General features: G+C 42.3%; 9 protein-coding genes. 8 read left to right on the top strand and 1 reads right to left on the bottom strand.

Going from position 1 to position 12,527, the window contains the following annotated elements; translation table 11 throughout:
• The first annotated feature begins 133 nt into the window (after positions 1–133).
• The 6 genes from FD05_RS04240 to FD05_RS04215 all read left to right on the top strand — a co-directional run bounded on the left by FD05_RS04240 (position 134) and on the right by FD05_RS04215 (position 7,509).
• Positions 134–766, top strand: a complete 633-nt coding sequence (locus FD05_RS04240) for a carbonic anhydrase family protein (RefSeq protein ID WP_020280862.1) — start codon at positions 134–136, stop codon at positions 764–766.
• Between the two features lie 130 nt (positions 767–896).
• The gene (locus FD05_RS04235; protein ID WP_020280863.1) at positions 897–2,738 is read left to right on the top strand and encodes a hypothetical protein; all 1,842 of its coding nucleotides are present in this window, start codon (positions 897–899) and stop codon (positions 2,736–2,738) included.
• Between the two features lie 238 nt (positions 2,739–2,976).
• Positions 2,977–4,848, top strand: a complete 1,872-nt coding sequence (locus FD05_RS04230) for a hypothetical protein (protein WP_020280864.1) — start codon at positions 2,977–2,979, stop codon at positions 4,846–4,848.
• A gap of 189 nt (positions 4,849–5,037) precedes the next feature.
• Positions 5,038–6,966 (top strand): hypothetical protein, encoded by a 1,929-nt coding sequence (locus FD05_RS04225; protein WP_020280865.1) that lies wholly within the window; start codon positions 5,038–5,040, stop codon positions 6,964–6,966.
• A gap of 134 nt (positions 6,967–7,100) precedes the next feature.
• Entirely contained in the window at positions 7,101–7,283 is a 183-nt protein-coding gene (locus FD05_RS04220; protein WP_020280866.1) for a YtxH domain-containing protein, read from the top strand.
• A gap of 46 nt (positions 7,284–7,329) precedes the next feature.
• Positions 7,330–7,509 carry a hypothetical protein gene (locus tag FD05_RS04215; RefSeq protein WP_039932665.1) on the top strand — a complete coding sequence of 60 codons (180 nt, stop codon included), beginning with the start codon at positions 7,330–7,332 and terminating at the stop codon, positions 7,507–7,509.
• 83 nt (positions 7,510–7,592) lie between these two features.
• On the opposite strand, the gene FD05_RS04210 is transcribed toward FD05_RS04215, so the two are convergent.
• Positions 7,593–8,459 (bottom strand): DNA/RNA non-specific endonuclease, encoded by an 867-nt coding sequence (locus FD05_RS04210; RefSeq protein WP_020280868.1) that lies wholly within the window; start codon positions 8,457–8,459, stop codon positions 7,593–7,595.
• Positions 8,460–8,661: 202 nt separating this feature from the next.
• On the opposite strand from FD05_RS04210, the gene FD05_RS11800 reads away from it, so the two are divergent.
• Both FD05_RS11800 and FD05_RS04200 read left to right on the top strand, forming a co-directional pair.
• A complete protein-coding gene (locus FD05_RS11800) occupies positions 8,662–10,491 on the top strand; it encodes a hypothetical protein (protein WP_039932666.1) in 1,830 nt (609 codons plus the stop codon).
• Positions 10,492–10,849: 358 nt separating this feature from the next.
• Entirely contained in the window at positions 10,850–12,487 is a 1,638-nt protein-coding gene (locus tag FD05_RS04200) for a hypothetical protein (protein WP_020280870.1), read from the top strand.
• The last annotated feature ends 40 nt before the right edge of the window (positions 12,488–12,527 follow it).

Genomic DNA, 12,527 nt, shown 5'->3' with positions numbered 1-12,527 from the left:
TGGCTTACATGCAGGTTGTTGCTCTTTGAAACATATTTCAAATAAAAGGAAGCCATCCTCTCAGGGGTGGCTTCTTTATTTTGCCCAAAAAGTGTAAAATAAAGTCTGAAGCGCTAACGGGGGAGGAACGTATATGCTTGATTACAATCAGCAGGACAAGTGGCCTAACGGTTTCGGGGAACTGCAGTCACCAATTAAAATTGATACGAGTAAGTTGTCCGCCAAACGTGGTCAGTTGAATTACCATGTTTTAGAGGACTACCGATTAAAACAAGAAATCGATGATGGCACCACCATTCGCTTAACTGGATCGGGGTCGGCAGAAATCTTCGGTCGCAACTTTGAATTCCAGCAGGCGCATTTCCATTCACCATCGGAACACGTGATTAATGGACGACGTTGCCCATTGGAAATTCACATGGTTCACAAAAACGTGATTGGTCAATTGTGTGTCGTGGCACTATTGGTGGAGCACGGTGAAACACCTAATGCACCATTTCAAAAGATTATCGATAACTATGAAAAAGGTGAGACGGAACCAGTCGATTTGAACATCAAAGACTGGGCGCCATGGTATCCAGTCGGGTTCCACTACCTGGGATCATTGACGACACCACCATTGACCGAGGGTGTCGAATGGCTGCTGGTTAGCAATCCTGATTTCACGGTCAGCGACGATCAGGTTGAGTGGTTTAGGAAACATTTCGGCAAAGATGACCGAAAATTACAACCCTTGAATGGGCGATCAATCGAATTTTATAAGTAGCAATATAATAACCCTGGAAACGTTTTTTTAATTTCCAAGGTTATTTTATTGTACCCCCTCAATTAGTCATATATAATGGGTTAGGTAAAGGAAAGGTATTATGTTACATATTTCTGAGGAGGGGTTAGATATGAAATTTGATCTTAAACGATCATTATTCCTGTCCATCGCTGCACTGGGCTTCATTGCAGTTGCGGGAACAACAAATGCTCAAAATGCGAGTGCTAAAACATATGCACACGTGACATCAAATCAAAAGATGTCAACTTTGGCACAGAACAGAAATGTTAATTTTACTGGGACTCATGCCTTGTACACTAAGGCCGGCACATTGAAAGGTGCTCGAAAAGTTGCGAGTCAAAGTACATTGATGGGGTTGGCAAACTCAAACGTTTCAACCAGCAACGTCCGGGCTTATCAAGTCGCAACCACCAACAGGGGATCGGTTTACTTCAAAGTCGTTACCTTCGATGGTCAGTATCGTGGCTGGATTTATGGCGGTAAGAGCTTATCAAGCTTTGGTGGTGGGGTAACTCAATACACCACATTTAATAACCAGAACTTGTCGACTTTGACCACTGCCCAACAAAATGCTACTTACAAGATTGCCAATCCAGGTACTGCAAATGATTTTAAGACCGTTACTTATCAGCAGCCTGCATGGACACAATATAAGGTTGGCCGAGCAATTACCGACTCAACACCATATGCCAACACGACATTCAAGATTGACCAAGTGGGAACTCGAACTCGTGAAAACGATCAATGGGTTCACATCACGGCCACAAACGCTGCAACAACAGCACCTAACGGCTGGATCTTGATGAGTGGTTTGACTCAAGCTCAAGCACCAATCGCTGACAACGCCATTCAAATTAATTTGGTAGATCCAAGCAACAATAACAACGTTGTTAAATCAATTACGGTTACTCGTAACGGCGCTACTAAGGGTACCAACTTTGGTTATCTTGATGGTAATAACTGGACTATCTCAAGTTCAGATCGTTCAAGCATCTTGAACCAAATTCGTGGCGCCTTGAATGGTACGAGTTATGGATTGGATAATTTGAGCACTGCACAGATTGCTCAGATTGCTCAGACTAACTTTGGTAGTTCAACTAATATTGCTGTTAACAAGATTACGAATATTGCGGATAATGCGGTACGAATTAACTTTGTAAAACCTGATAGCACGATTCTTAAGTACAGCGACTGGGTTAAGTCTGGAGCTACTAAAGGTGCCAATGTTGGATACTTGCCAAGTGGTAATACTAACTGGGCATTGAATTCAACTGATCAAGCCAACATTCAATCACAACTTGTTTCTGCATTGAGTGGTTCTGGATTCCAGCTTGATACCACTACAAATGCACTGACCACCGCTCAAATTGATCAGATTGCGCGTGGTACATTTGGTGGACAAGTTTATATTAGTGTTGTGCCTGTACCAGCTACTACTGTAAGCCCGATTACACCTTATGCGTTCCAAGGGATCAATTTACTGAGTACTCATCAATTAACAGGGACGAGTTCTTCAGTGATTGTTGGGACTGTTAGTTTAAGTGAAAAGACCCCGCAAGGTGGCTATATTACAGTAACAACTAATGCAACGGATGCTATTAAAGATAAGACTGTTGTAGCTAAAGTCCTCGCAAATTACGTTGACAAAGATACGGCCCTTCAGGCAGTTAACGATGCGTTTAAGGCTGAAGCTCAAAATGAATATTCACTCGCAAATTTGAATTTTAACGGATTTAAAGGAGTATCTGGCGCTTCATTCTCAGCTAGTGATGTTATGAAATACTTGAGTGATAATAATATGACAACCTTAACGTCACCTACCTACCCGGTATTCAATCAGGATGGAACAACTAAATCGACAGATAGCACGATTACCTACAAAGTATCGAATGGAGATTTGATACCAGGGACTTTTGGTAAACCTGCTAATGCATATTACTCATACCAATAATTGAGTAAGTAATATCATATTTGTTAACCTTAAAAAGTCTATAGTATATGAGTGTCTTGTTGTGTAATACTCTGGAAGAAGTTTTCTCAGTTTGAGGAAGCTTCTTTTTTAGGCCTTATTTTGAACCCGCTTCCATAACATGAGTCGAAACAATTGAACAAAAAGTATACCTAATATATAATGAAGATGTAGTGATATTAAAGATATTTGTTATGTTTTGCAAAGGAGGATTATTAAAATGACCAACAATTTAAGGAAAACTTTGTTCGTGTCATTAGCTGCTTTAGGCTTTGTCGCAGCTGCCGGTGCTGTTAATGCACAGACTGCCAACGCCAAGACCTATGCTCGTGTGACATCTAATCAAAAGATGACGACTGATCCGACAAGTAGAAATGTGACCTTCAATGGTGGAAATGCCATTTATACCAAGGCAGGAACACTACGAGGCGCTCGTAAGGTTGCTTCAACGACAACTGTACGAAAGCTCGCCAACTCAAGCAATTCACGTAATAACGCTCGTGCATACCGAGTTGCCACTACTAACCGGGGTTCCGTTTATTATAAGGTTGTAACTTATGATGGCGCCTACCGTGGCTGGATTTATGGTGGTAAGAGCCAGGCATCATTTGGCGGAGGTGTATCTCAATACGATACCTTCAAGACTGGTACTTTGACATCTGATATGCAGAATTCAACTTATAACATTGCCAGCCCAGGCACTGCCAATGATAACAAGACCGTTACCTACAAGCAGCCTGCATGGACACAATACAAGGTTGGCCGGGCAATTACTGATTCAACCCCTTATGCCAACACTGCTTTGAAGATCGACCAAGTCGGAACTCGTACTCGTGAAGGCGACCAATGGGTTCACGTATATGACCCATCCAACGTCAACTCACCTGTTACCGGCTGGATTCTTTACAGCGGTTTGAAACAAGTCGCAGCACCCGTTGCTGACAACGCCATCCAAATTAATTTGGTTGACCCATCCAACAACACTAAAGTTGTTAAGACCATTACGATTACCAGAAATGGTGCTCAAAAGGGTACCAACTTCGGTACAAATAGTAATGGTACATGGTCAATTTCAAATTCTGACCGTGCAAGCATCTTGAATCAAATTCAAGGCGCATTGAGCGGCACCACTTATGGGCTTGACAACTTATCTACTGCCCAAATGGCACAAATTGGTCAAGCAACATTTGGCAGTTCAATCAATTTGCCAGTTAATACAGTAACTAACATCGCTGACAATGCTTTGAGAATTAACTTTGTTAAGAGCGATGGCACTTCACTGAAGACCATGGACTGGGCTAAGTCTGGTGCGGTCAAGGGTAATGCTGCCGGATCATCTGTTTCAGGCAGTTCACTCTGGACTTTGGCTTCCGGTGACTTGACTGATGTTCAAAATCAAATTACCACTGCTTTGAATGGCACTGGTTACCAGCTGCAAGCTAGTGGCAATACGTTGACTGCTAACCAGCAGGATGTGATTGCCCGTGGTACGTTTGGGACACAGGTTTATATTAGTGTTGTACCTACCAACAATGAGACTTCTACCATTGTTCCTAACGTAACGATTAATGGAGTTTCAAATGTTTTGAAGGCCTTTAATTCAGACGCTACAAATAATGGTTATGATACAAATGCTGTATTGACCAATGTTCCAACAACAGCTACCGATGCATCAACGGTTACTAATTTGTCGGCAAATGATATCTTGGCAATTTCTAAGAATTCAGATAAACTTACGAAATTTCAAACCTGGTTCAAGACTCAATACGGTGACAGTACCAAGGTAGCAGCTGTAAATGCCTTGTTCGCAAACTCAGCTTTGTCACAATATATCTTCGATAAGGCCCAAGACTGGGATTATGGTCCAGGAACAAATGGAACCTCATTCCCTGCCACTGCAATTGCCAACCAAATTACGGGTAATGCAGCTATGAAGTCAATGAAGTCACCTATTTATCCTAAGTTTGATACAAATGGTAACATCAGTTGGCATCAAGGCAATTATGTATTCAATTTTGCAAACAGTGGTAATTATGGTAGTAACGTAAATGTATATTACAACTACACTGATACACCCCTTACTACTAACTAACTGCTGATACTATGTTCTCGTAATAAAGGATTCCTTATAAAGGGATCCTTTATTTTTATACTTATCACCATCATAATTAATTTCCAATTTTCCAGACTTTAAAATTGAGATCCCAATCATACCTCAGATATACTAACAATGTACCCAAAGAGAAAGACACTGTTATGTATTGTTAAGGAGGATTACTTTATGACATCTAATCTCAAGAAATCAATGTTCCTATCACTGGCTGCCCTTGGATTTTTAGCGGCTGCCGGAACGGTCAATGCCCATTCCGCCGATGCTAAGAGTTACGCGCGGGTGACATCGAATCATAAGATGACCAGCGCAGCTACCAGCCGAAATGTTAATTTCACTGGCGGCAACGCCTTGTATACCAAGGCCGGTACGCTGCGAGGTGCCAAAAAAGTGGCTTCGATCACAACAGTTAAGAAATTAGCTAATTCGAAGAGCTCGCAGAATAACGTCCGGGCATACCGGGTTGCGACGACTAACCGCGGATCCGTTTACTATAAGGTCGTGACCTATGACGGCGCGTACCGGGGATGGATTTACGGCGGGAAAGTTCAGTCAACATTTGCCGGCGGGGTAACGTCGTTTGACACATTTAAAAACACCAACCTTTCCAGCTTGACTGATGCTCAGCAGAATGCGACTTACAGCATTTCCAGTCCGGGAACTGCTAATGATGGCAAGACTGTGACCTACAAACAGCCGGCTTGGACTCAATATAAGGTTGGGCGTGCGATTACCGACTCGACGCCTTACGCAAATGCTAAATTCAAGATTGACCAAGTTGGAACTCGGACCCGTGAAGGTGATCAGTGGGTTCATGTAACCAATACCGCGGATGCCAACTCGCCGGCAAACGGCTGGATTCTATACAGCGGTTTGAAACAAGTCGACGCACCGATCGCTGACAGCTCGATCCAAATTAATTTGGTGGATCCAAGCGACAGCAGTAAGGTGATTAAGACGATCACCGTAACTCGTGACGGTGCCAAGAAGGGGACCAACTTTGGGTACAACGATAACGGCAATTGGACTATCAGTATGTCTGATCGAACCAGTATCCAGAATCAAATTAGGGATGCGTTGAATGGAACCAGCTACACACTTGATTCGTTGACGACTGCTCAGATGGCACAGATCGCTCAGACTAATTTTGGTAGTTCAGTGAACATTGCGGTAACTGCGGTGACAAACATTGCCGACAACGCACTCCGGATTAATTTCCGTAAACCAGACGGCACATCACTCAAGACAATTGATTTTGTCAAAGGTGGCGCGGTTAAGGGAAGTAACGTTGGAACGGCCGTGACCGGCAGTACCAACTGGACTTTGGCGGACGGCGACAAGTCAACCATCCAAAGTCAGGTGAATTCGGCATTAGCCAACTCAGGTTACCAGTTATCGGGTGGCAACACGCTGACAGATAGCCAGATTGATACCATCGCTCGCGGGCAGTATGGTGGGCAGGTTTATCTGAATGTGGTGTCGGTATCAAATGGAATTAGTACTATTACACCATACGGAAAACAGAAAGATGCAGATGACAAAACTGCTGTGGCATTAAAAGGTGTTTCTGGAGTATACAGCACAACACCAAATGGATATTCGATTCCAGATAGTGTAGGTGCTGACAAGTTTGTCGAAAATCCGACTGCTAGTGGTGCTGCAACACCAACAAATAGAACCTTTAATGTGACTGCAGCACAATTAGCAGACAGTAATGGTAAAGATCTTCTGACTAACTTCCTGAGTGGAATTAAAGATAACGAAGCTCGGAAGGCAGCATACGATGGAATTAGTGAAGCATATGTAAATCAAGCTAAAACTCAGTTTATTTCCACAGGGCTTAACTTTGATGAGTTCAGTGGAAATCCAGGAAGTAAGTTTACTGATGAAACTGCACTTAACTATGTGAGTCACTCAGCTCTCAATACTCTTAAATCCGTAAAAATCCCAGTATTTTCTCCAAGTGGTGAATTTGATCAAGCGCCAGCGAAAGATACTAATGATTGGGCTCAGTTCACATTCCAATCATATAAAGCTGACGAGGGAACTTACGGGAATCCTGTGAAGGCTTATTACACATATGATCAACTTACCAAATAAATCTTTTTGATTGAAACAAGGCCAAAGTCGTGGCCTTGTTTTTTACTTGAAAAGAAAGGTAATTGAATTTAAGGTTATGGTTTGATATCATAATTGCAATGGATAGTGCAAAAATTGGGAGAACAAATCATACAATGAAGTATTTAAAAAGCGATGAAGAAATTAGAAAAGATATTCATGAAATGGCGCAAGAATTAACTGTAGATGATCTTATCCCATATTTACAGGACGCTGAGAATTGGCAAAAGAACCAGCAAGATGAATTTGACAACATTGCGGATAACGTAGAAGAACAAGCTACCAAAATCAAGAAGTAGTGTATACTATTTTTTGGCCCTGTCCCGGTGCGTAGAGGTGATATCATTGGCTGAGTACTTAATGAAGCATGAAGAATTAATGAAACTTGTAGATCAGGCAGCAAAGGATCTCACACCTGAGGACTTGATCCCATATCTTAAAGCAGCAGAAAAGTGGGACGACTCTAAGGATACTTTTTTTGATGGAAATTTTGATGAGCCTAAAAAGACAAATGATAAAAGTTAGCCGTGCAACGAGTTGAAGAAATGAATTGTATGAAAGCAGGGCATCCCAATCGCGGGATGCCCTGCTTTCATACATACATTCAATTAACCAACCCGACTAGTTCCAGTCCTGTAATTTAACTTCACGCCAGGTTGGATGTTCTTAATATAGACATTAAAATGAACACGATTGCTGCCGATTGATTTACCTTGCATTTGAACGCCACGGGCTAACAAATCGTGGCCTTTAAATACTGGCCGTACCTGATAACGGATATAGTGTTTGTAGCTGCCACGAAGGTAATAGGCGACTTGGTTCTCATACTTAAGCATGCTTGGGGTGTTCAGTGATCGGGTTCCGGTAATCAGGTTCTTTAGATTATTGTTCTGCCCGGTCAATTGATAGCCGATCAAGTGACAGCGATTATACAACCAGCCACCTTTGATGCGTTTGTTATGCCAGCCGGTTGGGTCAACATACAGCGGCTCACGTTGGCCGGTCGGCATTAATCGCTTGTTCAGCATTGCGTTAGCAGTCGTTGCTCGGTTCAAGAAATCAAGGTTACCGTACTTTTGCCAAGCACCATGACGACGAGAAAGGGTGCTCTTGGAGAACTTTGGTCGATTGTGATTAATGATCACAATCTGCTTGCCATTGACTCGAATTGGCTTGTTACTGGTTCGCCTGGCTTTCTTCCTAGCTTGGTTGGCCCGCTTGCGAGTCACCTTACGTTTATGTGGATTATAGTCGGTCTTGGCAAGCGTCAGGCCGCGTTTCCGAGCAGTCGACAATTTTACCTTATACACGTGTTTGGCCCGGTTCAATCCCCGATTGTGCCGGTGATAAAAATAATGCTTCCCGGTGCGAGTGACGTACACAGTCGTCGAGGCGGAAGTGGTCGTTGGCTGCGTATAAGTAACGCCACCAACCATCATGACAGTCAACAGGAAGCAATAGATGATCTTCTTCATATAAAATTCACTCCTCAAATAATTGCTGTGATCTATTGCACATTTATCAGTTTAGCATGAATTTCATGCGAAAAGTTTTAATTTTTGTATAGGTAATTTATTACCTGACTATATAAGAAACGTTATAAATAAATGTGGTGTACCAATGTTTATTAGAGTAAAATAAGAATCGGTTAAACGTTATTCAATTGAGGAGGATATTATGGATTTGAAGATGAAAAGATCAATGCTTTTAAGCATGATTGTTTTAGGATTGAGTGTCGGCGGGGGGATCTATACAGCATCGAATTCTAGTGCAAAATCATATGCGAAGATTTCTACAAATTATAAGTTATCATTGCCTGGGAATAGTCGAAATGTGAATTTCACAGGTTCTAAATCTCTTTATAGCAAAGCGGGGACTTTGAGGGGGGCACGTGTTGTTGCATCAAAACGAACTTTGGCTCAGCTTGCTGCTTCAAATAATTCTCAGAGTAATGTTCGCGCTTATCGTGTTGCGATCACTAATCGTGGTTCTGTGTACTACAAGGTTGTGACTTTTGATGGTCAGCATCGTGGTTGGATTTATGGTGGGAAAAGCACCGGCAAGTTTGGTGGTGGCTTGACCAAGTATTCAACTTTCAACAACCAGGGGATGTCGGCTTTAACTGCTGCTCAACAAAATGCCACATACAAGATTACTACACCAGGCACTCAGAATGATGGCAAATCAGTGACTTATAAGGCCCCGTCATGGACCCAATACAAGGTGGGCCGTGCGATCACTGATTCAACGATTTATGCCAACACGAATTTCAAAATTGACCAAGTTGGGACTCGAACCCGCGAGAATGATCAGTGGGTTCATATCTATGATCCAAATAATGCCAGCTCATCAGCTGCAGGCTGGATTTTGTTCAGCGGTTTGACTCAGAACCAAGCAGTTGATCAAGTCGCCGACAATGCTATTCGAGTGAATTTAGTGGATGCCTCTGGTAAGACCATTAAATCCTTCGATTATTCTCGTGCAAATGCGCAAAAAGGGACCACTTTTGGAATAAACAACAACGGTGTTTGGTCCATCACACAGGCAGATCAAAGCGATATTTTAAGCAAGATTCAAAGTGCTTTGAACGGTACATTTTATGGATTGAATTCGTTGAGTAGTGCACAAATGACGCAAATTGCACAGGCAACCTTTGGCAGTTTTATTAATATTACTGTGAACGCTGTTTCAAGTATCGCTGACAACGCTGTTCGAATTAATTTAATTAAGTCAGACGGGACTGTCATTAAGAGCTTTGATTGGATGCGAACCGGTGCTACTAGAGGAACCACTGTTGGTAGCCTGAGCGCTGATGAACAAGGTAAACTTCAAGACTCGATCAACAGTCAGCTTACTGGTACAGGATTCGCGCTTGCTAATTCTACTTTGACCCCTGCACAAATTCAGAAGATCACTCAAGGTTCCTTTGGCGGCCAAGTTTATGTTGAAGTTAGTCCAGTTGCTTCTGCCGTTAGTCCGATTACCATCTATGATGGGCTTGATGCGACTGGTACATTGCTGACTGGAACTACCTCGGAATATGCAACTGCTCAAGCGGACTTTAAGTTAACTGATATTGGCCCCGAAATTAAATTAAGTCCTGCCGAATTCATGAAGCAAGACCCCAAGGCGAACGGTAGCGTAATTGCTCAAATTAATGCTTTGACTGGTACTGATCGAACAGATGCAATCAGTGCTGTTAACAGGGCTTTCAAAAATGCTGCTGAACATCAATATAATTCTACCAATGTAAACTTGAGTGGTTTAACCGGCAAACCCGGAGATAGCTTCACAAGTGGAATGGTTATCGACTATTTGAATTCCAATAAATTGAATACACTTCTTTCTCCAAAGTATGTTGAACTCGGTGATGATTTGAACCCTACTGATAAAACAATCACGTATTCAGTTGTTCTCGAATCAATTCAAGGCGGTAAATTTGGAGACCCAGCCCGAGTCTTATACCTTGGCGATGAAACCAAAGCTTCGGCCAGTGTCGCTAAGTAGTGTGATCATCGTTAAGGTTGCACGAACCATTATAATTAACCGCTGTTTAATTAACCAAACAAACATCTTCACAAAATCTTCACACTTTATACACAAAATATACACATTTAAAAGTACCAATTTTGACTAAGTAATACGCCTTACCCCACGTAAACGTTGGGATAAGGCGCTTTTATTTGCCCGTATAAATGTGACTTTTTTGTGAACGTTTCCTTCAAATATACATTTTTCTTCAAATCTGTGATAAAGTTCTAACCAGTGAAATATTACTGCCAATAAAAAAGTTTGGCTACTTTTTAGTAATATCACACGTTGTTTAGCGCGCTTAACAGAACTATTTGTTTTAAATTTGGAGGAAATGAATTTGAAAAATACTTTGAAAAAATCACTCTTTGTCGGGATTGCCGCTCTTGGCTTCGTTGCCGTTGCCGGAACTGCCAATGCCACACAAGCTAGTGCAAAGACATACGCCAAGGTAACGTCTAACAAGGCATTATCTGGTGATGCAACATCACGTAACGTTAACTTTACTGGAAGCTCAGCTTTATACACTAAAGCAAGCGCATTAAAGGGTGCCAGCGTTACTGCAAGCAAGACTACATTAGGAACTTTTGCTGACAGCAAAACTTCTCAACACAACGTTCGTGCATACCGTGTTGCTACCACTAACCGCGGCTCAGTATACTACAAGGTTGTTTCATTTGACGGCCAATACCGTGGCTGGATCTACGGTGGTAAATCAGCATCTGCATTTGGCGGTGGTGTTGAAGCATATAACACAACCACAACTCCTGCAGCAACGACTGACACAACCACTTCAGGTTCGTCAGCATCATCAGCTTCAGGCAGCACTTCAAACCAAACTAATGGTTTAAGCGCGGCTCAAAAAGCTGCTACCTACAAGATTGCGACTACCGGTACATCAAATGATGGTACTGAAGTCACATACACTTTCCCTGCATGGACTCAATACAAGAAGGGCCGCGTTATTACCGACTCAACTCCATATAAGGATGCAACTTTCAAGGTTACTGACGAAACTACTCGTACTCGCGAAGGCGACTTATGGGTTAAAATCGAAGCAACCGACTCAGCTAACAGCAAAGCTAATGGCTGGATCAAGTACAGTGGGTTAACTAAGGCTTCATCAACTACACCAACAACTGACTTTGATGCAAGCAAGAGTGTTAAGATTGCTTATCGTGATACCACTACTGGTAAGACTTTAGACAAGACTAACACTTGGACTACTTCTGCAACTGGTACTAAGCAAGGCGACAGTGTTTCAACTAACACTGATGCTAAAGGTGAAAACATTTTGACCTTCATCGGATCAACCGATGCGCCTGCTGGCTACAAGCTGAAGAGTAGTGCTACAGATGGCTCAGCAGTTGGTACTGATGGTAAGAATGCGGTTGTAACACCAGATGCAAGCACTGCTAAGTTTGGTGACACTTTAACTGTCGATGTAACGCCAGTTGCTGCAACCACAAAGGTTAAGTTCCAAGTTGCGGGTACAAATGGTGCAACTAACTCTGATTTGAAAGCCAGCGACTTCTTGTATGGTTTCCCAACCTTAACTGCATCAACGCAACAAGCCGCTTTACCTGTCAATCTTGACAAGGACAAGACATTTGAATTTGGAAAATACTTTGGTTCTAATGGCTCCTTTACTAAAGCTTTGAATGACACTACCAAGTCACCAAATGCTCAAAAGATCAGCGGTGTTAATAGTAATATTTGGGACGCGGCTGGAAATGAAAATCATGGCACTCTAACTGGTTTCTATGGCCAAAAAGATGATTCCAAGTCATCAGCTTCTCAACCTGTATACTACTTCTATGTATACGATCAAGCTGCAACGGATGCTGCTAATGCATCATCAGTACAGACTGGTTCAACTGTAAACTTTGTATTTACTAAGTACACTACAAATACGACTCCAGCTAAACCAAGTACTGATTTAAATGCTAACTCTGACTATGTTGCAAAGTAACAACTAAAAGTATCATCGATTTTCAAAACACATCCATTTC

Source organism: Lentilactobacillus otakiensis DSM 19908 = JCM 15040, from assembly GCF_001434145.1.
GTDB classification, from domain to species: domain Bacteria; phylum Bacillota; class Bacilli; order Lactobacillales; family Lactobacillaceae; genus Lentilactobacillus; species Lentilactobacillus otakiensis.
This window is presented reverse-complemented; position numbering and strand designations above follow the sequence as displayed.

What these genes read in the sequence shown, in the direction of transcription:
- FD05_RS04220 (WP_020280866.1), top strand. Translation starts at nt 7,101, where the DNA reads ATGAAGTATTTAAAAAGCGATGAAGAAATTAGAAAAGATATTCATGAA.
- FD05_RS04240 (WP_020280862.1), top strand. Translation starts at nt 134, where the DNA reads ATGCTTGATTACAATCAGCAGGACAAGTGGCCTAACGGTTTCGGGGAA.
- FD05_RS04200 (WP_020280870.1), top strand. Translation starts at nt 10,850, where the DNA reads ATGAATTTGAAAAATACTTTGAAAAAATCACTCTTTGTCGGGATTGCC.
- FD05_RS04225 (WP_020280865.1), top strand. Translation starts at nt 5,038, where the DNA reads ATGACATCTAATCTCAAGAAATCAATGTTCCTATCACTGGCTGCCCTT.
- FD05_RS11800 (WP_039932666.1), top strand. Translation starts at nt 8,662, where the DNA reads ATGGATTTGAAGATGAAAAGATCAATGCTTTTAAGCATGATTGTTTTA.
- FD05_RS04210 (WP_020280868.1), bottom strand. Translation starts at nt 8,459, where the DNA reads ATGAAGAAGATCATCTATTGCTTCCTGTTGACTGTCATGATGGTTGGT.
- FD05_RS04235 (WP_020280863.1), top strand. Translation starts at nt 897, where the DNA reads ATGAAATTTGATCTTAAACGATCATTATTCCTGTCCATCGCTGCACTG.
- FD05_RS04230 (WP_020280864.1), top strand. Translation starts at nt 2,977, where the DNA reads ATGACCAACAATTTAAGGAAAACTTTGTTCGTGTCATTAGCTGCTTTA.